This window comes from Pseudoclavibacter sp. RFBB5 (assembly GCF_002931555.1).
In the GTDB taxonomy this organism is placed as follows: Bacteria; Actinomycetota; Actinomycetes; order Actinomycetales; family Microbacteriaceae; genus Pseudoclavibacter.
In genome coordinates, this window is the sequence record NZ_PSTZ01000001.1 from 419,579 (window position 1) to 443,524 (window position 23,946).

21 protein-coding genes are annotated in these 23,946 nt (G+C 70.1%); 12 read left to right on the forward strand and 9 right to left on the reverse strand.

The window, feature by feature from the left end; translation table 11 throughout:
* Positions 1-6 precede the first annotated feature (6 nt).
* The 3 genes from C5B97_RS02020 to C5B97_RS02030 form a co-directional block, all read right to left on the reverse strand.
* On the reverse strand, positions 7-1,509 hold the full coding sequence (locus C5B97_RS02020) for an MFS transporter (protein ID WP_104310458.1): 1,503 nt from the start codon (positions 1,507-1,509) through the stop codon (positions 7-9).
* Positions 1,510-1,719: 210 nt separating this feature from the next.
* Complete coding sequence (locus C5B97_RS02025; protein WP_104310459.1) at positions 1,720-3,108, reverse strand: M20/M25/M40 family metallo-hydrolase; 1,389 nt, start codon at positions 3,106-3,108, stop codon at positions 1,720-1,722.
* A 4-nt stretch (positions 3,109-3,112) separates the two neighbouring features.
* Positions 3,113-3,646 (reverse strand): MarR family winged helix-turn-helix transcriptional regulator, encoded by a 534-nt coding sequence (locus tag C5B97_RS02030; protein WP_104310460.1) that lies wholly within the window; start codon positions 3,644-3,646, stop codon positions 3,113-3,115.
* Positions 3,647-3,685: 39 nt separating this feature from the next.
* Between C5B97_RS02030 and C5B97_RS02035 the strand changes: the two genes are divergently transcribed.
* Entirely contained in the window at positions 3,686-4,660 is a 975-nt protein-coding gene (locus C5B97_RS02035) for a DMT family transporter (protein ID WP_104310461.1), read from the forward strand.
* Here the strand turns inward: C5B97_RS02035 and C5B97_RS02040 are convergent.
* The 3 genes from C5B97_RS02040 to C5B97_RS02050 all read right to left on the reverse strand — a co-directional run bounded on the left by C5B97_RS02040 (position 4,633) and on the right by C5B97_RS02050 (position 6,945).
* The gene (locus C5B97_RS02040; RefSeq protein WP_104310607.1) at positions 4,633-5,136 is read right to left on the reverse strand and encodes a dihydrofolate reductase; all 504 of its coding nucleotides are present in this window, start codon (positions 5,134-5,136) and stop codon (positions 4,633-4,635) included. The genes C5B97_RS02035 and C5B97_RS02040 overlap by 28 nt on opposite strands.
* A gap of 101 nt (positions 5,137-5,237) precedes the next feature.
* The gene (locus C5B97_RS02045; protein WP_104310462.1) at positions 5,238-6,047 is read right to left on the reverse strand and encodes a thymidylate synthase; all 810 of its coding nucleotides are present in this window, start codon (positions 6,045-6,047) and stop codon (positions 5,238-5,240) included.
* A gap of 88 nt (positions 6,048-6,135) precedes the next feature.
* A complete protein-coding gene (locus C5B97_RS02050) occupies positions 6,136-6,945 on the reverse strand; it encodes a hypothetical protein (RefSeq protein ID WP_104310463.1) in 810 nt (269 codons plus the stop codon).
* A 131-nt stretch (positions 6,946-7,076) separates the two neighbouring features.
* Here C5B97_RS02050 and C5B97_RS02055 point away from each other — a divergent pair, with 131 nt between their 5' ends.
* The 11 genes from C5B97_RS02055 to C5B97_RS02105 all read left to right on the forward strand — a co-directional run bounded on the left by C5B97_RS02055 (position 7,077) and on the right by C5B97_RS02105 (position 20,388).
* Positions 7,077-7,928, forward strand: coding sequence for a sugar nucleotide-binding protein (locus C5B97_RS02055; RefSeq protein WP_104310464.1), 852 nt, complete (start codon positions 7,077-7,079; stop codon positions 7,926-7,928).
* Between the two features lie 186 nt (positions 7,929-8,114).
* Positions 8,115-9,887, forward strand: a complete 1,773-nt coding sequence (locus C5B97_RS02060) for an amidohydrolase (protein WP_104310465.1) — start codon at positions 8,115-8,117, stop codon at positions 9,885-9,887.
* A 259-nt stretch (positions 9,888-10,146) separates the two neighbouring features.
* Complete coding sequence (locus C5B97_RS02065) at positions 10,147-11,292, forward strand: Gfo/Idh/MocA family protein (RefSeq protein WP_218854887.1); 1,146 nt, start codon at positions 10,147-10,149, stop codon at positions 11,290-11,292.
* A gap of 73 nt (positions 11,293-11,365) precedes the next feature.
* Positions 11,366-12,280: a sugar phosphate isomerase/epimerase gene (locus C5B97_RS02070; RefSeq protein ID WP_104310466.1), complete on the forward strand. Its 915-nt coding sequence runs from the start codon at positions 11,366-11,368 to the stop codon at positions 12,278-12,280.
* Between the two features lie 131 nt (positions 12,281-12,411).
* On the forward strand, positions 12,412-13,167 hold the full coding sequence (locus C5B97_RS02075) for an SDR family NAD(P)-dependent oxidoreductase (RefSeq protein ID WP_104310467.1): 756 nt from the start codon (positions 12,412-12,414) through the stop codon (positions 13,165-13,167).
* Positions 13,164-14,309, forward strand: coding sequence for an aldose 1-epimerase family protein (locus C5B97_RS02080; RefSeq protein WP_219819741.1), 1,146 nt, complete (start codon positions 13,164-13,166; stop codon positions 14,307-14,309). Before C5B97_RS02075 ends, C5B97_RS02080 begins: the two co-directional genes overlap by 4 nt.
* A gap of 98 nt (positions 14,310-14,407) precedes the next feature.
* Entirely contained in the window at positions 14,408-15,838 is a 1,431-nt protein-coding gene (locus tag C5B97_RS02085) for a CaiB/BaiF CoA-transferase family protein (protein WP_104310469.1), read from the forward strand.
* On the forward strand, positions 15,835-17,154 hold the full coding sequence (locus C5B97_RS02090) for an ABC transporter substrate-binding protein (RefSeq protein WP_146080692.1): 1,320 nt from the start codon (positions 15,835-15,837) through the stop codon (positions 17,152-17,154). The genes C5B97_RS02085 and C5B97_RS02090 overlap by 4 nt, the downstream gene beginning before the upstream one ends.
* Positions 17,151-17,945 carry an enoyl-CoA hydratase/isomerase family protein gene (locus C5B97_RS02095; RefSeq protein ID WP_104310470.1) on the forward strand — a complete coding sequence of 265 codons (795 nt, stop codon included), beginning with the start codon at positions 17,151-17,153 and terminating at the stop codon, positions 17,943-17,945. Before C5B97_RS02090 ends, C5B97_RS02095 begins: the two co-directional genes overlap by 4 nt.
* 197 nt (positions 17,946-18,142) lie before the next feature.
* Positions 18,143-19,363, forward strand: a complete 1,221-nt coding sequence (locus C5B97_RS02100; protein ID WP_249312591.1) for a fumarylacetoacetate hydrolase family protein — start codon at positions 18,143-18,145, stop codon at positions 19,361-19,363.
* Complete coding sequence (locus tag C5B97_RS02105) at positions 19,360-20,388, forward strand: LacI family DNA-binding transcriptional regulator (RefSeq protein ID WP_104310471.1); 1,029 nt, start codon at positions 19,360-19,362, stop codon at positions 20,386-20,388. Before C5B97_RS02100 ends, C5B97_RS02105 begins: the two co-directional genes overlap by 4 nt.
* Positions 20,389-20,480: 92 nt before the next feature.
* Here the strand turns inward: C5B97_RS02105 and C5B97_RS02110 are convergent, their stop codons facing one another.
* From C5B97_RS02110 to C5B97_RS02120, 3 genes are all read right to left on the reverse strand, one after another.
* Positions 20,481-22,055, reverse strand: a complete 1,575-nt coding sequence (locus C5B97_RS02110) for an AMP-binding protein (RefSeq protein ID WP_104310472.1) — start codon at positions 22,053-22,055, stop codon at positions 20,481-20,483.
* Between the two features lie 154 nt (positions 22,056-22,209).
* Positions 22,210-22,632: a RidA family protein gene (locus C5B97_RS02115; RefSeq protein WP_104310473.1), complete on the reverse strand. Its 423-nt coding sequence runs from the start codon at positions 22,630-22,632 to the stop codon at positions 22,210-22,212.
* Positions 22,633-22,671: 39 nt separating this feature from the next.
* Positions 22,672-23,751, reverse strand: coding sequence for an acyltransferase (locus tag C5B97_RS02120; RefSeq protein WP_181026857.1), 1,080 nt, complete (start codon positions 23,749-23,751; stop codon positions 22,672-22,674).
* Positions 23,752-23,946 lie beyond the last annotated feature (195 nt).

Sequence of the window (23,946 nt, forward strand, 5' to 3'; positions counted from 1 at the left end):
CGGGCGCTACACGGCGACCGGCGGCTGGCCGGCCCGCTCGGGCGCATCCTGGAAGGCCGTCCTCGGCACGAAGCAGAGCGCAGCTGCGGCGGCCACGGCCGTCAGCCCGCACACGGTCCACACCGTGAAGTAGCCCGTGAGGGAGCCTGCCGTGCCGTCGCCTACGGCGGGGGCATTCGCCAGCGTGCCGAGCAGGGCGATGCCGAACACGCACGACGCCATGGCCCCGCCCAGCGTCTTCACCGAGTTGGTCAGCCCGGTCGCGACGCCCGTCTGGGTTGCGGGGGCTGCGGCCGCCGCGGCAGAAGGAAGCGCCGCGACGAGCGCGCCGGACCCGATGCCCGCGATGACCATGTTGGTGACCGCCTGCACATACCCGTCGTGGAAGGGCAGGAACAGCAGGTACCCGGTTGCGACGAGACCGCTCGCGCCGATCAGCGCGATGCGCGGTGCGAGCAGTTTCGTGACCTGCGCGTAGAGCAGCGCGCCGGCGACCATGGAGAGCACGTACGAGCCGATGAGGATCGACGTCTGGCCAGCGGATGCGCCCAGCCCGTACCCGTAGACGCTCGGGTCGGTGCGTGCGAACGTCGAGAGCGGCGCTTGCGCGCCGAGCACGCTGACCCCGAAGAGGCCGGCCGTCAGGAACACGGGCCAGAGCGCCGGCGACTGGAAGAGGCGCACGTCGATGAGGGGATCCGGTCGGCCGAGCTCGACGCGCGCGAAGACGGCAAGCAGGGCGAGGCCGAGCAGCACGATGCTCCACGAGAACAGGTCCGCCGGACCGTTGACGCGCAGCAGGCTGAGCCCGCCGGTGAAGGAGATCAGCGCGAAGCTCAGGAGCAGGAGGCCCGGGTAGTCGAGCCTGCCGCCGACCGGGTTCGGGGCTTCCTTCACGCCGAACAGGATCACGAAGAAGCAGAGAGCAACCGCGACGGCCGGGATCAGCAGGAGCACCGGCACGGGGAGGGTTTCGGCGAGCGCGCCAGCGCTGAGCGCGCCGGCGACGGCCCCGAGTTGCAGCGCCGCGACGAGCACACCGGCCGAGGTGCGGGTGAGGCGCGCGGAGTTCGGGCGCTCGCGCGTGCGCGACCAGATGAGCGCGATCTCGATCGGCAGCCAGATGACGTAGAAGCCCTGCAGCGCCCAGGCGACGAGGAACATCCAGAACTCCTGCGCGAACACGAGGCCGAACGACGCCAGCGCAGTGACGGCCGTCGAGACGAGCAGCACCTTGCGCTGCCCGAGCATGTCGCCCAGCTTCGCGAGTACCGGCACGACCAGTGCCGACAGCATGAGCTGCGCCCCCTCCAGCCAGTTGACGTCGGCGTCGTGGATGCCCAGGTGCCGCGCGATGTCGGTGAGCAGCGGGGTGTAGTAGCCCTGCAGGATCCCGCTCGTGAACTCGACGAACGCGAGGAAGCCGACGATGCCGGCGATCGAGGCGAAGCCGGCGGGGCGGAGACGGTGCACGTTGGTGCCTTCCTCGAGGGGAGCTGGGCGGAGCATCGGGCGACTGAGCTCCGACCCCTGCGCTGGCGGGGGTGGGGCCCGGGGTGGTGCGTCGTGCCGGACGGCTGCGGTGTCGTCCGTCGTTCCGGGTGGAATCACTGTACTGCCGCCGTCGCTCGCCACCTACCAACCGGTCTGTGCAATCTGGCCCCACTTCGGGGAACTGCGGAGGCGGAGGCGCTCAGGCGCGGCCGACGAGCACGGGAATCAGAGCGAGCGCAGCAGGGACTCGTGGAAGAGCTTGCCAGCGCGGAGGCTGGCGATCGAGACGCGCTCGTCGACGCCGTGGATCGACGCGCGCTGCCTGGCATCCATGGCGAGCGGCGCGAAGCGGTAGGTCGCGGGCGCGAAGCGCTGGAAGTGCTTCGCGTCGGTGGCGGCGAGCGTGATGTAGGGCGCGGCGACGGCCTGCGGGTAGGCGCGGCGTGCGGCATCGCGCAGCCGAGCGAACTGCGCATTGTCGGTCGGGGCGAGCGCCGTCGGCTCGTTCGGATCAGTGCAGCGGATGCGCACCTGCCGGTCGCGGACCGCCCGCCGCACGTGCCGAAGCGTGGAGGCGACACTCTCGCCCGGCGCGATGCGGCAGTTGAGGGTCGCGCTCGCGCTCGCGGGGAGCACGTTGTCGGCGGTGCCACCGCTGAGGCGTGTCGTCGCGAGGGTCGTCCGCACGAGTGCGGCCGCATCACCGCCGAGGCGGGCCAGCGTCTGCGCGGCGAGCAACGGGGCCCGCGTGAACGACTCGAGGATGACCCTGCCGCGGCCCTGGGCATGCGGGATGAACGTCGCGAACATCTCGCGGGCCGCCGGAGTCAGCCGCGCGGGGAACGGACTGCGTTCCACCCTCGTCACGGCCTTCGCGATGCGGGCCGTGGGCGTCAGTCCGGACGGCGCCGATGCGTGCCCCGCGTCGCCGCTCGCCTCGAGGATGATGTTCACCGACCCCTTCTCGCCGACCCCGATCATGGCCGCTGGCACATCGATGAACGGCAGGGGAGCATCCACGACGGCACCGCCTTCGTCGAGCACCAGCCACGGCGTGAGGCCGCGCTCGCGGAACAGGGTCGCTGCCGCCGTCGCCGCTTCCGAGCCCGTCTCCTCGTCGCCACCGAACCACAGGTACACGTCGCGCGCCGGCGCGAACCCCTCGCCGAGCAGCGCTTCGACGGCTTCCAGGATCACGCACAGCGGCCCCTTGTCGTCGAGCGTGCCGCGGCCCCACACAGAGCCGTCGGCGACGGTGCCCTCGAAGGGCGGATGCGTCCATCCCTCCGATTCGAACGCCGGGACGACGTCGAAGTGCGCCATGAGCACCACGGGTTCACTCGAGCTGCCGGGCCCGGGTCGACCGCCGGTCTCGGCCATCGGCCAGCGGTACAGCACGCCCCGGTCGGTGACGGGTTCCCGTTCAAGTCGCTGGTGGGCCAGCGGGTACAGCTCCTCGATCAGGGAGAGGAAGTCCTGGAGCGGGGCAGCGTCGCGCTCCGTCATGTCCGCCGAGACGGTCTTCACCCGCACCATGCGCGACAGGCGCTCGGCGATGCCGGTCGCCTCGTCCGGGAGCTCGGAGCCGCGGCCCGACGCCTGGGGAGCAGTCATGACGTCAGTCTAGGGAAGCGCGCCTGCCGGTGCCCTCGACGGTGCCCTCGACGTCGGCGAGCCAGCGGCCGAGGATGCGGGCGAGCGCGGCCCGGTCGTCGGCGCTCACGCCGGAGAGGAGCCGCTCCTCGTTCTCGAGGTGTCGCGTGTAGGCCTTGTCGATGAGGTCGAGCCCGCGCGGCGTGAGCTGCACGACCCGGCCTCGCCCATCCGCTTCGCTGGCCCGTCTGGAGACGAGGCCAGCGCCCTCGAGCCGGTCGACCCTCTTGGTCATGGCCCCGGTCGTGACCATGGTCGACGCGGCGAGCTCGCTTGGCGTGCGCTCGAACGGTGCGCCGGCCCGGCGCAGGGTGGCGAGCACGTCGAAGTCGCCCTCGCCGAGGCCGAATTCGCGGTAGACGCGGGTGAGCTCGTCGGTGAGGTGCAGGCCGATGCGGTGGATGCGCCCGATCACACCCATCGGGGATGCGTCGAGGTCCGGACGTTCGCGCGCCCACTCGGCGAGGATCTGGCTGACGCGGTCGTCGGGGGCGATCATGGTGCCATCATAGCTTCCGTGGAAGCTAGGATGGCTTCCATGGAAACTACATGGCGTTGGATGCTCATCACGGCGATCGCACCGATCGCCTGGGGCAGCAACTACTACGTCATGGGGTCATTCCTCCCGGCGGACGCGCCGCTCTGGGGCGCCGTGCTTCGCGCGCTGCCGGCCGGGCTTGTCCTCCTCCTCTTCGCCCGGAAGCTGCCGAAGGGCGCGTGGTGGTGGCGCGCCCTCGTGCTCGGCACCATCAACATGAGCGCCTTCTTCGCCCTCGTCTACGTCGCGTCGCAGCTGCTCCCGTCAAGCATCGCGTCGATGATCATGGCCGCGTCGCCCATCGTCATGATGGTCTTCGCCGTCTCCATGCTCGGCGAGCGGCTGCGCGTCCTGCCCGTCGTGGGAGCGGCCACCGGCCTCGCCGGGGTCGTGCTCATGCTCGCGACGGGAACGGGTGCCGTCGACTGGATGGGAGTCGCCGCATCCGTCGCAGCCATGGCGCTGGCGTCCTTCGGCTTCGTCCTGGTGAAGCGGTGGGGGAGCGGCGTCGAGCTGCTGCCGCTCACGGCCTGGCAGCTCGTGGGCGGCGGGGTCGTGCTGCTCCCCGTCGCGCTGCTCGTCGAGGGGCCGATGCCGAACTACGACGGGCCCGCGCTCGCCGCGCTCGCCTACGTCGGCCTCATCTCGACGGCGCTCGCCTACCTCGCCTGGTTCGGGGGACTCAAGAACCTCACGGCGGGGACGACCGGCCTGATCGGGCTCCTCAATCCCGTCACGGGTGTCCTGCTCGGAACGCTTGTCGCCGGCGAGGTGCTCAGCTGGCAGCAGGGCGCGGGCATGGCACTGGTGCTGCTCGGCATCCTGCTTGGGCAGCCGATCATCCAGCCGGTCCTGCGGCGAATCCGCGCAGGCGGGCCCAGAGCGGTGCCGAATGGGGCCGCGGAGTCGGGGACCCGGGGAGCCGCGGTGTCTGGGACCCGCGCGGCTCAGCGCGAGAGGCTCAGGAAGCGGTAGCGGATGCCCGTGCGCGACTCGAGCCAGCCGTCGAACGGCTCGCGCACATCAACGACCCAGTCGTCTCCCGACCAGTCGGGGGCGTGGGCGTCACCGTCGACGGCGAGGTCGATCTCGGTGACCTCGAGGCGGTCGGCGGTGGCGATCGCCGCCCGGTAGAGCTCGCCACCGCCCATCACCCAGGCCTCGGCGGCGGTTCCGGCGCTCGCCAGGCTGAGCGCTTCCTCGAGCGACCCTGCGCGTTCGGCGCCCTCGGCGAACCAGTCGGGCTGTCGGGTCACGACGATGTTGCGTCGCCCGGGGAGGGGTCGGAAGCGCTCGGGCAGCGAGTCCCACGTCTTGCGGCCCATGATGACGGGGTGCTCGAGGGTGACGGCCTTGAAGTGCGCGAGGTCCTCCGGCACGTGCCACGGAATGCCGCCCTCCGCGCCGATCACGCCACCGTGCGCCTGCGCCCACACGAGGCCGACCGTCAGGCCGGTGCCGTCGCCGGTGTCGGTGCCGTCGCCGGCGTCGCCCGCGCTTTCTGCCGCCGCACGCACCGCATCCGCCGCCCAGGTCGCTCCCGCTGCGTCGCTCATACGGCGATCGCCGCGCGGATCGTGGGGTGGTGCTCGTAGTTCGCGACCTCGAAGTCCTCGAACTCGTAGTCGAAGATCGTGTCGGGCGTGCGGTGGATGCGCAGCTGCGGGTACGGGTACGGGTCGCGTGTGAGCTGCTCCCGAACCTGTTCCTCGTGGTTGTCGTAGATGTGCACGTCGCCGCCCGTCCACACGAACTCGCCCGGCTCGAGGCCCGTCTGCTGCGCGACCATGAGGGTCAGCATGGCGTAGGACGCGATGTTGAACGGGACGCCGAGGAAGAGGTCGGCGCTGCGCTGGTACAGCTGGCAGGAGAGCTTGCCGTCGGCCACGTAGAACTGGAAGAGGGCGTGGCACGGGGGCAGCGCCATGGTCGAGATCTCGGCGGGGTTCCACGCGGTGACGATGTGGCGGCGCGAGTCGGGGTTCGCGCGGATCTGGGCGACGACCTGTTCGATCTGGTCGATGTGTCCGCCTTCGGGTGTCGGCCAGGAGCGCCACTGCACGCCGTAGACGGGGCCGAGGTCGCCGTTCTCGTCGGCCCACTCGTCCCAGATCTTCACGCCGCGCTCCTGCAGCCAGCGCACGTTCGAGTCGCCGCGCAGGAACCACAGCAGCTCGTACGCGATGGATTTGAAGTGCACGCGCTTCGTGGTGATGAGGGGGAAGCTCTCTGACAGGTCGTACCGCAGCTGGCGGCCGAACACGCTGCGCGTTCCCGTGCCGGTGCGGTCGGACTTGCGGGCGCCGTTCTCGAGCACGTCGCGCAGCAGGTCTTCGTACGGGGTCAGGATCTCCGAAGTCACGTCCCGAGGATACGCCCGAAGGCGCTCAGGCGCTCAGGCGCTCAAGCGGTGCGTCATGTGACGTGGCGCCCGCTCGGGGTGGCGCAGCTCAGCCGCAGCCGGGTTCCCGCACGGTGAAGGTCAGGGGAGTGATCCACACGTTCGACTGGGCGGCCTGCTGCGGGTTCGACGCGCTCGCGTTGATGAGAGCGGTCACGTTCCATCCGGTGATGGGGCCCGTGTAGCTGACGTCGACGGTGCCCTGCGGCAGGTTGTTGTCGATGAGGACGGGCAGTGCGGTCGAGATGCGGGACCACGGGGATGCGGCGGTGCCGTTGCCCTCGAGGTAGCTGGGATCCCGGCGAACGCCGCTTGTCGGCGTCGGGGAGACCCACGCGCGTTCCGCGCTGCCGCCGCCGGCGATGGTCGCACCCTCGAGGTCGGCGATCGAGAACCCGAGGTCGGCGGCGGGGATCGCGGCGAAGGCGCCGCCGGACGTGGCGCGGTACTCGAGCGCGAACGCGTAGGTGACGCTCGAGGTCACGCCCGTGCCCTCGATGGACATGCGCAGCGCCGACTGGGCGCCCGGGACGCCACCGTACGGCTGTCCGCCGCCGAGCGTCGTCCACTGCAGGTTGTCGGTGCCGAGCGTGCCCACTCCGGTTCCCGCTGCGACGCTCGAGGTGACCCGCAGGCGCAGCTGGTCGCCGGTCGCGTAGACGTTCGACCAGGTGAAGGCGCCCTGGGATGGGCTCTGCCTGGCATAGGCGGTGCCGGTCGTCGTCAGCGTCCGGAAGCATCGAGGGGATGCCGCGACGAAGGGTGCGGCGACCCCCGCGGCGACGACCGGGGCGCTCCAGACGGCCGTCGTCAGCAGGGCGCGACGAGACGGCGAACCGGCGGCTGTGGTGTTCGGCATCTGGGCTCCGTGGTGACGCATCTGTATGGGCGTGCCCAACGTACCGCGTCTGCGATCGAGGAAGAAGCCCTCACTGCCGGTGATCTCGCGCCCTGGGAGACCCCGCGAGCGCGCCGATCTACGATTTCGAGATGAGTCTCCCGCATGCGCAGTCCTCACCTCCGGGTCGTGTCCTCATCGCTGGCTTCGGCAAGCTCGGCTCGAGGCTGGGGGAGCGGTACCTGGCCCGCGGTGCTGCGGTCGTCGGAGTGCGACGCAGCGCGGAGGCCGCAGGCGGTGGGATAAGGCTCATCCGCGGGGACCTCGCGGACCCGACTTCCTTCCCGCCCTCCCTCCCGGACGCGGACGCGCTGGTCATCACGCTGCCTCCCCCCTCCGTCGACAGGGTGGTCGCCCCGGACGCCTACCGGCGATCCCTCGAGGCGCTTGCCGCGCGCCTGCCGCGCGTCCCCGACCGCGTCGTGTTCGTGTCGTCGACTCGCGTCTTCGAGGGGCGGGCCGACGGCGCCGAGATCACCGAGGCCGACGCGCCGTCACCGATGTCCGACCGGGCGCGCGCGCTCGTCGACGGCGAGCGTCGCGCGGTCGAGCTGCTGGGCGCATCCGTCATCAGGCCGTCCGGGATCTACGGTCCCGGCCGGGACAGCCTCCTCAGGCGCGTCCTCGAGGGCGACCCCATCCAGTACGCGCGTCGCACCAATCGAGTGCACGAGAGCGACCTGGTGCGGGCGATCGAGGCGATGCTGGAACGTGCCGACGCGCCCTCACTCCTTCACGCGACGGATGCGCGCCCCGCGCCGCTGGGTGAGGTCGCCACGTTCGTGGCCGGCGAGCTCGGCGTGGCCCCGCCCCCGCGCATCCACCGGGAAGAGGCCAGCGGCACGCTGCTGAGCGGCGAGCGGATGCTGCAGCTGCTCGGCACACTCGACTACCCCGGCTATCGCGAGGGCTACGCCGAGATGGTCCGCCTCCGCTCGACCTGACGCCGCTCGCACCTCGCGCCTCGCGCTCGCCTCCGCGCGCCCCCTCGCCCCACGGACCGCAGCGGAGTTGTGGTCGTTCTCAAGCGATTTTGACGACCACAAGACCGCCCTGGGCGTCCATACTGGAGACGCCCTGCTCCACCCGCGTCGCCCGGCCGCTTCCATGCGGCGCCCCGAAGGAGTCGCATGTCAGAGCCAGCCGCCACCCCCGCGCGCGCCGCCACCCCCGACGTGCCCGCGGTGCCGGACGCGTTCATCCTCACTGCCGGCACAGTCGTGACGATGGATGCGCAGCTGCCGCGCGCGTCAGCCGTCGCGGTGTCTGCGGGCAAGATCGTGGCGGTCGGCACGCTCGCCGAGTGCCTTGAGGTGGTGCCGGGCGCTCCCGTCATCGACAGCGGCGCGCCCGTCCTCATGCCGGGCTTCATCGACCCGCACAGCCACCCGTTCCTGAGCGGCCTCGCGACGCAGCTGCCCGCCTTGTCGATCGCGCCGTGGAAGGCGCCGACCTGGAGCGAGGTGCTGAGCATCTTCTCGCAGGCGATGGCCGAGCACGACGCCGACGTCCCCCTCCTCTTCAACGGCTTCGATGCGCTCCTCCACGGCCGCCCCGCCCCGACGGCCGCCGACCTCGACGACATCTTCGGCGACCGGGTCGCGGTGGTCGTAGACAACTCCGGGCACGCCTGCTCCTTCACGTCGGCGCTCATCCGCAGCCGCGGGTGGGACTCGAACCCCCCGGCCGACCCCATCGGCGGCTCCTTCGCGCGCGACGCTGATGGCGCCCTCGCCGGCATCTCGTTCGAGATTCCCGCGAACGCCGCCGTGCTCGGCCCCGTGATGCAGCAGCTCGGCGGCAACCCGCTTGGCAGCGCCGCCGAGTACTACGCCCTCATGGCGCGGGTCGGCATCACGTCGACCTCCGACATGACGTTCTCCACCGACCTCGCCCCCGCCTACGAGGCGCTCGCGGCCATGCCATCCTCGCCGTTGCGCGTGAGCCTGTGGGAGGTGTCGACGGCTGCCGCCCCGGGCGCCGCGGCGAACTTCGACGCTGGTGAGGAGCGCCTCGTGAAGCAGGGCGTGAAGCTCTGGACTGACGGATCCCCGTGGATCGGCAACATCGCCACCTCCTTCCCCTACCTCGCGAGCGACGCGACGAAGCGGGCCGGTATCGACCCCTCGACGGCGGGAGGCGCATCCGCCATGAACTACTCGCGAGCGCAGGTGGACGCGACGCTCGATGCGTGCGCGCCGCTGGGCTGGCAGATGTCGTTCCACGCGAACGGTGACCTCGCCATCGACTTCGCGCTCGACGCCTACGAGCGCGCCCTCGCCCAGCACGGATTGCTCGGCACGGACCACCGCTGGCGCATCGAGCACGCCGGGGCCGGGCGCCGCGACCAGTTCGAGCGGGCCGCGCGCCTCGGCGTGCACGTGTCGCTCGCACCGTTCCAGTACTACTACTGGGGTGACCTGCTCGACGGGCAGATGTTCGCTCCCGAGCAGGGTGCGCGCTGGCAGGCCTTCGCCGATGCGGTGGACGCCGGGGTCGTCGTCTCGCTGCACAACGACGGCTCGGTGTCACCGCCGTCGCCCATCCTGAACGTGCAGACGGCCGTGACTCGGCGCACCAGCAGCGGGCGCATCCACGCGCCACAGCAGGCCATCTCAGTGGATGCGGCGCTCAGGGCGCACACGATCGATGCGGCGCGCACCCTGCATCGGGAGCATCTGGTCGGCTCGATCGCGGTCGGCAAGCTCGCCGACTTCGTGGAGCTGAGCGCCGACCCGTCCGAGGTGACGCCGCGCTACCTCGCTGAACGAGTGCGGGTGCTCGGGACGTGGGTGGGTGGCTCACGGGTCGACCTGCCCGAGTTCCTGGCCGCGGCGCACGCCAGCGACCCGGCACCGCACGCGCACCACGCGGCTCGCGGTCACTCGGGTCACGGCTGCTGAGCTCCCGGTTTTGCCACGACGCCACGTTCGCCTGACCTCGCGGCTCGCATCGTCGACAGTTGTGGCGAAATGCGCTTGCGGCAGCAGAGAAGCGCACAGAACCACAACTCTGCCCGTGAAGAACCCTCCGACAGGGACTTGCGGCCCGGTCGCCGCATCGCTACATTAGGTGCAATGGCAGCGCTACCAGTAGCGCTCACATGGTTCGGGCCTCCCCGGTTCGAAGCACACGCTCACGCAACGGCGCGAAGGAGTAGCAGTGTCCACGAGTTCCCTTGAGACGCAGGCCGACGAGGCTCGGGCTGGCAGCAATGCCCTCCTCCCCGACAGCCCAGTGCGGGCCCGCTCCGCGAAGATCGGCGCAATCGGAGCCGGCGCCATCATGGCAGACCAGCACCTCGCCGCGTACAAGCAGGCAGGCTTCCCGGTCGTCGCCATCGCATCCCGCACGAAGGCCAACGCCCAGCGCGTCGCCGAGCAGTGGGGCATCCCAACCGTGCACGACACCCCAGAGCTGCTCATCGAGGACCCGGACGTCGAGATCGTCGACATCGCGTATCCACCCGACCTGCAGCCCGCCCTCATCCGCAAGGCGCTCGCGCAGCCGCACGTCAAAGCCGTGCTCGCCCAGAAGCCCCTCGCGCTCACCCTCGATGAGGCCATCGCCCTGCGCGACGAGGCTGCAGCGGCCGGCAAGATCCTCTCCGTCAACCAGAACATGCGCTACGACCAGTCCATCCGCGTGCTCAAGCAGCTGCTCGACGGCGGAGAGCTCGGAGACCCCGTCTTCGTCGAGATCGACATGAAAGCCGTGCCCCACTGGCAGGGCTTCCTCGAGGGCTACGACCGTCTCACCCTCGCCAACATGAGCGTCCACCACCTCGATGTCCTCCGCTTCCTCTTCGGAGACCCCGACGAGATCATGACCGTCACCCGCACCGACCCGCGCACCCAGTTCCCCCACACCGACGGAATCGTCGTCTCCACACTCCGCTTCCCCGGCGGGCTCCTCGCCCTCTCGACCGAAGACGTCTGGGGTGGCCCGCGCGAAGAGGGCTTCGACGACGACTTCTCCATCACCTGGCGGGTGGAGGGCACACGCGGCGTCGCGAAGGGCACGATCGGCTGGCCGAGCGGCACGCCCTCGACCATCACCTACGCATCGGCGGCTCGCGATGACGGCGGCCCATCGACCGACGGCAAGTGGGTGACGCCCACCTGGGACACCCACTGGTTCCCGCACGCCTTCATCGGCGTCATGGAGCAGCTCCAGTTCGCGGTCGAGACCGGCAGTGAGCCAGCCCTCACCGTCGCCGACAACGTCAAGACCGTCGCGCTCATCGAGGCCGGCTACCGCTCCATCGCCGAGCGCCGCCCAGTGCGCCTCGACGAGTTCCAGCTCTGACCGCACCACCCCGCATCCACTTCACCAACACCTCAATCGGCCAACGGCCCCTACAGAAGGAGCAAAGAAGCTCATGATCCAAGTCGGCATCTTCAGCGGATACTTCCCCTACGACCTCAAGACCACCGCCCAGAAGGCGCGCGAGCTCGGCTTCAACACCGTCCAGCTCGACCTGCACTTCAAGGACCTCGACCTCACCGCAGGGCAGATCACGAAGGAGAAGGCGAAGCTCGTCGCCGACACCTTCCGCGACAACAACCTGCCCATCTCGGCGATCTCCGGCTACACGAACATCGTGCACCCCGATCCCGAGCACCGCCGCGCCAACGTCGACTACCTGAAGGAGATCATCCGCAACGCACGCTCCTTCGGCACCCCATACGTCATCTCCGAGTCGGGCACGTTCAACCCCGACAGCGAATGGGACAGCGACCCGCACAACAAGACCGAGGACGCCTACGAGCAGGTGCGCGACGTGCTCGCCGAGCTCGCGCAGGAGGCCTACGACCACGGCTCGATCTTCCTGCTCGAGACGTACGTCAACAACGTCATCGGCTCCGTGCGCGAGACCGTTCGCGTCTTCAACGACATCCGCTCGCCCGGCATCGAGCTGCTCATGGACCCGACGAACTACTTCGACGCGTCCAACATCGACGACCAGGCCGGCGTGCTCAACGAGGTCTTCGACACGCTCGCCGACAAGGTGCGCGTCGCCCACGCCAAGGACGTCAAGCGGGCCGGCGACGACAAGAGCGAGAAGCACGCCGACATCGGTGACGACGACGCGCTCGCATCGCACACGTTCCGCGGCGTCGGCGAGATCGAGCTGCCGGCCGCTGGCCTCGGCTCGCTCGACTACGAGCTCTACCTGCAGCGCCTCGCCGAGCGCAACCCGAACGCGCCGCTCATCATCGAGCACCTCGACGAGTCGGACATCCCGCGTGCGAAGAAGTTCATCGACGACATCCTGCGCAAGTACTCGATCTAGTCGTCTCTGACAGTCAAGGTGACGTGGGCGGGCAGACGCGCCGCCAAGGGGTGACGAACGTGCGCACGTCACCTTGACTGTCAGAAGACCCTGAAGACCCCAGACCACAACAGGCTTCGGCCGGAGGAACCATGACGGAAACAGGTGAGAAACCGGTCGCGATCGTGACCGGCGCCGGGGGATCGCTCGGGCGGGCGACCGCGCTGCGGCTCGGACGCGACGGCTTCGCGGTCGCGGTGCTCGGGCGAGGCGGCGCGACCCTCGCGGAGACGGCCGAGGAGCTGCGTGCGGCCGGCGTGCCCACGTATGTGCTCGAGGTCGACCTGCGCGACGCGGCGGCGATCAAGGCCGCGGTGCGCGAGGCCGAGGCCGAGCTCGGGCCGGTGCATGCGCTCATCAACAACGCCGCGATCTACCCGCCGACGCCGTTCTTCGACATCACCGTCGAGGAGTTCGACGACGTCGTCGCGGTCAACCAGCGCGGTTACTTCGTTGCAGCGCAGGCTGCGGCCGAGCTGATGCGCGAGCGTGGCACAGGCGCGATCGTCAACATCGGCTCCATCACCTGGAGCGGCGGCTGGGACAAGCTCGCGAGCTACGTGACGACGAAGGGTGCCGCCGTCGCCATGACTCGCGCCCTGGCGCGCGAGCTCGGCGAGTTCGGCATCCGCGTGAACCTGCTCTCGCCCGGCGCGTTCCCGACGAAGGCCGAGGAGATCCACGAGAACCCCGAGGAGTACACGCAGTTCGTGCTCGACCACCAGTCGCTCAAGCGGCGCGGTGACCCCGACGAGGTGGCGAGCGTGATCTCGTTCCTCGTCGGCAAGGATGCGAGCTTCGTGACCGGGCAGACGATCAACGTCGACGGCGGATGGGTGATGATGTGAGCGAGCAGACAGCAGGATCAGGCGTCGATGTCTTCGGCTCGAACCTTTCGGTGGCCGAGCTCCGCAGGCGCACGGGCGACCTCTCGGCCGTCGCGGGCATCCGCCAGGTGGTGCTCGACAACGGCGTGGAGCGTGGCGTGCGGGCGATCGACCTGCGCACCTCCGCTGGCCTCGAGCTGGAAGTGCTGGTCGACAGGGCGTTCGATCTCGGTTCGATGCGCTTCCGCGGAGCCCCCATCGGGTGGCGCAGCGGCAATGGGTTCCGCCACCCGGGCCTGCACGAGCACAACGACGAGGGCGGGCTCTCGTGGCTGCGCGCGCTCGACGGCCTTCTCGTCTCGGGCGGCCTCGACCACACGCTCTTCGGCGGGGAGGTGGATGCGACGCGCTACAACTACCCGCCGAAGCAGACCGTGACGCACGGGCTGCACGGGCGGCTGACCGCGATTCCGGCGCGGCTACTCGAAGCCCGTGAGGTCGAACGCGACGGCCGCGTCGTACTGCGGGTGGTCGGCGAGGTGATCCAGGCCACCGCGTTCGGCGAGCATCTGCGCCTGACGCGCACGATCGAGCTCGACTTCGACGGTCGCGAGGTGCGCTTCGACGATGTCGTCGACAACCTCGGATTCGACCCGACGCCGCACATGTTCCTGTACCACATCAACGTCGGCTGGCCGTTCCTGGATGAGGGGGCGAGGTTCGTGGCGCCGATCGCCAGGCACCTCTGGCAGTCGGACTCCGTGGCCGAGCAGGGCGCCAGCTACCGCGTCATGCCGGCCCCGATCGACGGCTTCGTCGAGCAGGTCACCGAGCACGAGCTCGTCGTCGGCGACGACGGCAGGCACCGCGTCGCGCTCATCACCGCGGGTGGCGAGCGGGGTATCGAGCTGAGCTGGGAGGCCGCGGGCATGCCGCACTTCTTCGAGTGGCAGAACCTGCGCAGTGGCCAGTACGGCATCGGCCTCGAGCCGAGCACCCATCACGTGTCGGGGGATGCGGCTTCGCGTGAGGATGGCACGGCGCTGTTCCTCGAGCACGGGGAGTCGCGCAGCTACTCGACGACCATCCGCGTGCTCGACGGGGTCGCGGAGACGAGCGCGGTCGAGGCCGCGATTCGTGCCATCGGCGATCAGCCGGAATAGGACTCCACGCCCGGGGCTGACGACGATGTTGGCCCCGGGCGCTCTACACTTGACATGTTAGCGCTGCCAGTAGCGCATCCACCGAAACGAGGAACACCATGAGCGGCGCAGAAGACACCAGCGAGACGCACCAGCCAGAGGCCGGTGCCGGCGGCGGAATCCTCTCCGGCATCCGCGTGCTCGACTGCTCGATCGCCATGGCGGGCCCCTTCGCGGCACAGCGCCTCGGCGACCTCGGCGCCGACGTCATCAAGGTCGAGCCGCCGGCCGGCGAGTGGCAGCGCCACGCCCCTGCGGGCGGCGCCAACGGCAACGAGATCAACGTCTCGTTCCTCTCGCTCAACCGCAACAAGCGCTCCATCGCCCTCGACCTCAAGTCCGACGACGGCCGCCAGGTCCTGCGCGAGCTCGTCGCGACCAGCGACGTGTTCCTGCAGAACTACCGGCCAGGCGTCGCCGCTCGCCTCGGCGTCGACTACGAGACGCTGCGCGCCATCAACCCGAGCATCGTCTACGTGTCGGTCTCCGGCTACGGCGAGGACGGTCCATACCGGATGCGGCCGGGCCAGGACCTGCTCCTCCAGGCCATGAGCGGCGCCATGCTCTCCACCGGTCGCGACGGCGAGCCCCCGCAGGCCGCCGGACAGTACCTCGTCGACGCCGTCACCGCATCCACCGCCTTCGAAGGCGTGCTCGCGGCGCTCTTCCACCGTGAGCGCACGGGGGAGGGGCAGCTCGTGACCGTCAACATGCTCGACGCCATCACGACCCTGCAGATGCAGGAGCTGTCCGTCTTCACCGCGGGGGGAGTGCCGCAGCAGCGCAGCGCCGAGCCGCACGCGCACGTCTACATCCGCTCGCCGTACGGCTCGTTCGCGACCTCCGACGGCTTCATCGTGCTCGCCATGCCAGACCTCGAGGAGCTCGGACGCACGATCGGCGAGGACAGCTTCATCGGCCTCGACACGCTCGACGACTCGTGGCGCCTGCGCGACGAGGTCTTCGCCAAGACCGCTGCCCGGCTCGCGACGAACACGAGCGCCCACTGGCTCGACGCGTTCTCGAAGACCTCGATCTGGGCCGGCCCCGTCTACGGCTACGCCGACCTCGTCGCCGACCCGCAGATCGCGCACAACGGCACGTTCGTCGAATACGAGCACCCCACCGAGGGGCTCGTGAAGACACCCGGCTTCCCCTATAAGTTCTCGAAGACGCCCGCTCGAATCGACCGAGGCGCCCCGCTCACGGGCGAGCACACGCGAGAGATCCTCAGAGAGCTCGGGCACGCGGCCGCCCGCATCGAGGAGCTCGCCGAGCGCGGCGCGATCGCCGTGCACGCCACCCTCGACAACGTGCGGGAGCAGCTCGGCGGCGCGGTGTCGGCCGACGGCACGGCCCTGCCCGGCGGGTCGGATGCGGTGCTCCCCGGAGAAGGGGCGCCGGAGCCGGCCGCGGCTTCCACCCCCGGGCTCGACACCAGTTCGAGCGCTCAAACCGCGAACGTCGGCGCGAGCGCCGAACGATCGTGAGCGAGACGCCGCCGGTCGCCGCAGAAACGCGGGGCCATCCGCTTCGCTACCGCGGGCTCACCTGGGACCATCCGCGAGGGCGCACTGCGCTCGAGGCGGCAGGTTCGACAGCCGCCGGTGGCCGCGGGGGAATCGAGATCGACTGGGAAGCGCATCCGCTCGAAGGCTTCGAGTCGGCGCCGATCGCCGACCTGGCCGACCGCTACGACCTCATCGTCCTCGACCATCCGCACCTCGGCGAGGCGCTCGCGAGCGGCTCGTTCAGGCCGCTCGACGACGTGTTCGACGCCGCCCTGCTCGATCGCATCGCGGCTGACGCGATCGGCCCGAGCTTCACCTCCTACTCGCTGGACGGCGCGCAATGGGCGCTGCCACTCGACGCGGCCACGCAGGTCGCGGCGGCGCGCGTCGACCTGATCGCCGCGGCCGAGCCGAGCACCTGGGACGACGTCGTCGCCCTCTCCGAATACGCCCCCGTGGCGCTGTCGCTCGCCGGCCCGCACGCGTTCCTCACATTCGCGTCCGTGCTCGCAGGGGCCGGCGCGCCGATCTCCGACAGTCCTGCCGAAGGGGCGCTCTTCTCCTCCCGCCCTGCCGCTCAGGAGGCGTTCGCGCTGCTCCGCACCATCGCCCGCCGGTCCCCGGCAGCGACGCAGGGCGAGAACCCCATCGCCCTCCTCGAGCGCATGTCGAGCAGCGACTCGCTCGCCTATGTTCCCCTCGTGTACGGGTACGTGAACTACTCGTCGCCCACCCTGCAGTTCCGGGATGCGCCGCGCTGGGCCGCATCGGCGCGCCTCGGTTCCACGATCGGCGGCACGGGCATCGCCATCTCGAGGCGCTGCCGCGTCACCCCCGAGCTCGTCGCCCACCTCGCCTGGCTGCTCGACCCCGAGACGCAGCGCACGTTCATCCCGCAGCACGACGGTCAGCCCGGACTGCGCTCCGCGTGGCACGACAGCAACGTCAACAAGGCATCGCACGACTTCTACGCGAACACGGCGGCGACCATCGAGGAGTCGTGGGTGCGCCCGCGGTACGACGGCTACATCGCGTTCCAGACCCAAGCGTCTGAACTGTTGCGCGATGCGCTGCTCGGCGACGCGAGCCACGTCGAAGAGCTTCGCGACGCGTGCCTCGACGCCCTCGAGGTGGCCTTCGCCGCGTCGGCGGGGGCGTCTGGCGCCTCGCCCGCATCTCCGGCTGCGGCTGCGCGTGCCGCCTCGCCTCCGCCCACTGCTGCATCGACGCGCATCGATGCATCCGTTTCGCGCTTCCACGCAGCCCACCCCACGACCTCAGGAGCCAGCTCATGACCGACAGCATCCCTCAGCTCGGTACCGACGAGATCCTGGTAGAACTCGACGGCTTCACCGCCACCGTCACCATCAATCGCCCCGCGAAGCTCAACTCGGTGACGCAGGAGATGTCCGACGCACTCGTCACCGTCGCAACCTGGGCCAACGAGAGCGACGACGTGCGCGTCGTCATCCTCACCGGCGCGGGTGAGCGGTCGTTCTGCGCGGGCAGCGACATCCGCTCGCTCGACAAGTACGCGACCCCGTGGGACTTCCGCAACCGCGAGGACTACTGCGACGCCCTCCGCGCCCTCCGCAAGCCCATCATCGCCGCCATCAACGGCTACGCGTTCGGTGGTGGGCTCGAGACGGCGATGACCTGCGACATCCGCCTCGCCTCCGAGACCGCGTCGTTCGCCGCCCCGGAGATCAAGCTCGGCTGGATCGGCGGCGGCGGGATGGCCTCGTTCCTCGCCCACTCCGCCGGCGCGAGCAACGCCGCCCTCATGCTCCTCACCGGCGACCCCATCTCGGCGCAGCAGGCGCTCGCCTGGGGCATCGTCTCGGAGGTGCTGCCAGGCGATCGACTGCTGGACCGGGCTCGCGAACTCGCCGCGATCATCGCATCCCGACCGCCCATCGCCGCCGAGACGGCGAAGGCCAACCTGCGGGCCTCCTACAACATGGGTCAGGACGCGGCCGTCGCCTACGAGCGAGACCTCCAGACCATCACCTTCGCCACCGCCGACGCCGACGAGGGCCGCGCCGCCTTCGCCGAGAAGCGCGAGGGCATCTTCCACCGCCGCTGACGCCGAGCCGACCTGAACCGAGCCAAGCCCACCATGTCAGCCACCAGCCTCAACTCGTGTGACCTCCCGCCTTCGTCTCGGGATGGGAATGTCGCTTCCTTCGGGGAAAGTTCCCGCACCGAAGCGAGTTCTCCATCCCGAAACCTCACGACCCACTCGCCACGACCGACCATCACGACCAGAATCCAGGAGCTCACATGACATCGCAGCAGATGGCCTCAGGCCAGCAGCCGGCAGCCGGATGGTCGGGCAGCGCCGCCCAGGCGCTCCCCGCCGACGGAACGACGGGCACGCTCATCGGCCGGGTCTGGGACCCGGCGGTCGGCGGCCCATCACCGGTGCTCATCACTGCTGACGGCGTTCTCGACCTGAGCGGAACCTTCGCGACGGTCAGCGACATCACCGAGTCGGCCGAGCCCGCGGCTGCGGTGCGGGAGGTCGCGGCGCATGCGCCGAACCTCGGCTCACTCGACGAGATCTTCGCGAACACAGAGCCCACCACCCGCGACGAGTCGAAGCCGTGGCTGCTCGCCCCGGTCGACCTGCACGTGCTGAAGGCGGCGGGTGTGACCTTCGCGGTCTCGATGATCGAGCGCGTCATCGAGGAGCGGGTGCGCGGCGACATCGAGGCGGCGGCGCGGATGCGCGAGCAGATTCTCGCGGAGATCGGCACCGACCTCGCGAGCCTCAAGCCTGGGTCCGAGGAAGCGACGGCGCTCAAGGCGTACCTCGTGGGGGAGGGGCTCTGGAGCCAGTACCTCGAGGTCGGCATCGGCCCGGACGCGGAGATCTTCACGAAGGGCCCGACCCTCTCGGCGATGGGCACCGCCGAGCAGGTCGGCGTGCACTCCTCGTCGGAGTGGAACAACCCGGAACCGGAGGTGGCGCTGCTCATCGCATCCACCGGCACGATCGTCGGCGCGACGCTGGCGAACGACGTGAACCTGCGCGACGTCGAGGGCCGTTCGGCGCTGCTGCTGCCGAAGGCGAAGGACAACAACGCGTCGTGCGGGCTGGGCCCGTTCATCCGCCTCTTCGACACGGGCTTCGACCTCGACTCGGTGCGCGGCATGACGGTCGAGCTCGACATCCTGGGGCTCGACGGCTTCACCCTGCACGGCTCCTCCGACCTCGCGCAGATCTCCCGCGACCCCGCCGACCTCGCCGCGCAGCTGCTCGGCCCGCACCACCAGTACCCGGACGGGGCGGTGCTCATGCTCGGCACGATGTTCGCGCCCATCGTCGACCGCGACCAGCCCGACCACGGCTTCACGCACCACGCTGGGGACGTCGTGCGCATCTCGTCACCTGCCCTCGGTAGTCTGGTGGGCCAGGTACAGACCAGCGAGGAGTGTGCGCCGTGGACATTCGGGATCGCAGCGCTCATGCGCAACCTGGCGGCCAGAAGGCTGCTGTGACCAGGCGGTCGACGCAGAAGGTGACGCTCACCGACGTCGCGGCGTCTGCGGGGGTCTCTCCGCAGACCGTCTCGCGTGTGCTGCGGACGCCAGAGCTCGTGTCGGCCGACACCCTCGAGCGAGTGCAGTCGGCGATCGGGGCGCTTGGCTACGTGCCGAACCTGGCCGCGTCGAACCTCGCGTCGAACCGGTCGATGACGGTCGCGGCGATCGTCCCGTCGATCTCCGCATCGGTGTTCGCGGATGCGCTGCACGGCCTCGAGGCGATGCTCTCGCCGTTCGGGTACCAGCTTTTCATCGGCACGACCGGGTACAGCCCGGAGCACGAGGAGGAGCTCGTCCGGGCGTTCCTCGGGCGTCGACCGGATGGCATGTTCATCGTCGGCGCGCAGCACACGGAGGCGGCGTCGACGCTGCTGCGAGCCTCCGGAATCCCCGTCGTCGAGGCGTGGGACTCGAGCGAGAACCCCGTCGACAGCCTCATCGGCTTCTCCAACGAAGATGCCGTCCGCGCGCTCGTCGAGTACGTGCGGGACAAGGGATACGCGCATCCCACGTTCGCGGGCTCGTTCCAGTCCGGCGACTTCCGTGCGGCGGCGAGGCGAGCGAGCTTCGAGGTGTCCGTCGCCGAGCTGTTCCCGGGCGAGCCCGTGCGGGTCGTCGACTCCGGAGTTGCGGCGGTCGACCTCGAGACTGGACGCGACCTGCTCGACGCGACGCTGCGCGAGCATCCCGAGACCGATGTGCTCATGTTCGCGAGCGATGTCTTCGCGGCGGGCGCTGTGCTCGAGTGCGCTCGCCGCGGCGTGTCCGTGCCCGGGGAGCTGGCTGTGACGGGCTTCGGCGACTTCGAGCTGTCGTCGCACCTCACGCCCACCCTCACGACCGTGGCGGTGCCCAACCGCGAGATCGGCACGAAGGCGGGCGAGTTGCTGCTCGCTCGCATGAGCCGTGGCGGTGCGGATGCGCCCGAGGGCGAGACCGTCGACCTCGGCTTCGAGGTCGTCGCCCGCGAGAGCGCGTAGGCCGAGCTCCAGGGCGGAGTTGTGGTCGCCTCACGTCGATGTTGACGACCACAACACCGCCCTGGGCGGCGACGGCGAGGCCCGCCCGAGCCTCAGCGGCCGCGGAGGTCCTTCCGCAGGATCTTGCCTGACGTCGACTTCGGGATGACGTCGATGAACGCGACGGCCCGCACCTTCTTGTGCGGCGCGACGTGCTCGGCGACAAACGTCTCGACGCCGGCCTCGTCGAGCGAGGCACCCTCGCGGCGCACGACGAACGCCTTCGGGATCTCCTGCCCGTCCGCATCCAGCGCCCCCACCACGGCCGAGTCGGTGATATCGGGATGCGTGAGCAGCAGCGCTTCGAGCTCGGCGGGCGCGACCTGGTAGCCCTTGTACTTGATGAGCTCCTTGAGCCGGTCGACGATCGTGAACTCCCCGAGCGGGCCGACCGTCGCGATGTCGCCGGTGTGCAGGAAGCCGTCGCTGTCGACGGCCTCGTGCGTCGCATCGTCGCGGCCGAGGTAGCCGAGCATGATCTGGGGGCCGCGCACCCAGACCTCGCCAGGTTCGCTCCGCCCGCCCTCGACGGCGTCGATCTCGTCACCGGTCTCGGTCGAGACCAGCTTCACCTCGGTGTTGGCGATGGGCACGCCGACCGAGCCGAGCGGCATGCCGTTCCGCTCGAGGGGGAGGACGTGCGTGACGGGGCTTGCCTCGCTCATCCCGTACCCCTGCCTGGTGCGGGTGCCGAGGCGGTCGGCGACGGCCGTCATGAGCGCCGAGTCGATGGGGGCGGCGCCGGAGAAGACCGTGCGAACGCTCGACAGGTCGAAGTCGTCGATGAGCGGATGCTTCGCGAGCGCGACGGCGATCGGCGGCGCGATGAACAGGTAGGTGCATCGATGCGTCTCGATGATGCGCAGGAACTCGCCGAGGTCGAACTTCGGCATCGTGACGAGGCGGGCGCGCTTCTTGATGGCGATGTTGAGGAGCACGGTCATGCCGTAGATGTGGAAGAAGGGGAGGAGCGCCAGCACGACATCGTCCGCTTCGACGTCGAGCACCGGGTAGGTCTGGACGACGTTCGCGACGAGGTTCGTGTGGCTGAGCTTGACGCCTTTGGGGTTGCCGGTGGTGCCGGAGGAGTAGGGGAGGACGGCGACGTGGGTTGCCGGGTCGAAGCTCACGTCGGGCGCGGGGAGGCCGGCACTGAGGAGCTCGCGGAGGTCGTGGTAGCCCTCGGCGCCGTCGAGGACGATGATGGCGTCCTGCTCGAGGCCCGCAGCGATGGCGCCGGCGTGGGCCTGCGCGAGCAGCGGGCTCACGGTGAACAGCAGCTTCGCGCCGGAGTCGCGGAGCTGCGTCTCGATCTCCTCAGCGTTGTAGAGGGCGTTGATGGTCGTCGCTGTGGCACCGGAGCGGAGGATGCCGTGGAAGACCGACGCGAACGCGGGCACGTTCGGGCAGTGCAGGGCGACCACGTCGCCAACCCCGAGCCCGCCGCCGGCGAGGGCCCCGGCGATGAGCTCGATCTGCTGTCTGAGGGCCCCGAAGGTCGTCTCGGCGCCGCTTGTGCCGTCGACGATGACGGTGCGGGCCGCGTCCGCTTCGCTCAGCTCGGCGAACAGGAAGTCGAAGACCGAGACGTTCGGGATCTGCTCGTCTGGGTATGGGCTCTTGAACACGGCGATCTCCTTTGATCGAAATGCAGGCGGCGCGGCGGTCGGGTTGTGTCCGGCCGGGCCGTGTCTGGCGGATGCACGTGTCGCATCCGCTGCTCATCTTGCGCATCCCAGATGGGAACGACCCCAGCGCGAGCTCCGCCGGCGCAGGCTCGAGCTACGGGCGAGGCGTGGCGGGCGCCACCGCTGCGACCGCCTCGATCTCGACGAGCTGGTCGTCGTAGCCGAGCACGGTGACGCCGAGGAGGGTGCTCGGCACGTCGTGGTCGCCGAACGCGTCGCGCACGACCTCCCACGCGGTGACGAGGTCGGCCTGCGAGCTGGATGCGACGAGCACGCGCGTGCTGGCGACGTCCTCGAGGCGCGCGCCGGCCTCGCGGAGGGCGATGCGCAGGTTCTCGACGCACTTCGCGGCCTGACCCGCGTAGTCGCCGACGGCGGCCGTCGTGCCGTCGTCGTTGAGGGGGCAGGCGCCTGCCGGGAAGACGAGGCGCGCGCCTGCGTCGACGGTGGAGGCGTAGGCGTATTCGGCGGCGTCGCTGAGCGTGTTCGCGCGGATGAGGGAGACGGAGCTGGACACGGGGTCCTCCTGGTGGTCGTCTGGCGGGTGGATGCGCGGCTACGCGGGGCGGACTGGCGGCGCGAGCTGCGGGCTGCGGCGCGCGAACCTGGGGAGCACGAACAGCGCATCCACCACTCGGAATCGGCGCAGCCAGCACGCGAGATAGGCGACGGCGAGGGCACCGAAGAAGCAGGCGGGCAGGGAGATGTTGGGGTTGGTGACGCCGAGGTCGCTGAGGGTGTTCGTGATCCACACCTGCGTTGGGAAGTGCACGAGGTAGAACACGACCGAGTTGCGGCCGATGTACTGCAGCCACCTGGCGCGGTCGTGGCTGTGCCCCTCGTGGGAGCCCGTGAGTCGGCGCACGGCCATGACCGTGCCGGCGATGCCGGCGATCACGACCGGGAGGAGCTCGAGGCGGTGCGCGTCGAAGCCCGCGGTCATGGCGTTCGTGTAGCCGCGGTTGCCGGCGATGATGAACGCCCCGAAGCCGGATGCGACGGCGAGGCACACCCACATCAGGGTGCGCGTCTCGAAGCGGGAGAGCCGCGAGCCGAGGCGCACGCACAGGTGGCCGGCGAAGAAGAAGCCGCCGTAGTAGCAGAGGTTGGAGAGGTCGCCGTCGGGCAGCGGCCAGCTGGCGATCCACAGCACGGCGGGCACCAGAGCGAACCAGGTGCCGGGGATGCGCGCGAGCAGCGGCGCGACCGCGTAGTAAACGGCGAGGAAGAAGATGAACCACAGCCAGTTGTTCGGGATCCAGAAGAACGGGTCCCGCAGGTCCGTGTAGCCCTCGGTGAGCATGCCGATGACCATCCACACGAGGTACGGCCAGATGAGGGTGCGCACCTTGTTCCAGTAGTACGTGCCTGGCGGTTTCGCGAGCGACCGGGTGAGGAGCACGCCGGAGAGGAGGAAGAGGAGGCTCATCCGGTACGGCGCGAAGAACGAGTTGATGTCGTTGACGACGCGGCCCGAGCTGATGCCGCCGAACATCCAGGGGATCGCTGTGGCGTGCAGGAGGACGACGAGGAGGATCGCACCTCCGCGGATGAGGTCCATCCAGCGGGCCCGGGATGCGCCGCTCGGGGCGCGGGAACCGGCCGGTGGCTGGGACTGCGGAGATGGTGAGGTCATTGCGGTTGCGCGTCTGGTTGGGAGCTGGCGGGGCGCGACGGCGGCGCCTCGGCAGTGTCCGACCATACGCGACTCGGGGCGGCCTGGCTCTTGCCTCGCCCCGGAAGCGGGAATCGAGTCGCGCGCGTCAACGTGTGTACCGGGCGCATCCACCTGCATCCAGCGCGCAGAGTTGTGGCGCGGTGCTGTTCCCGA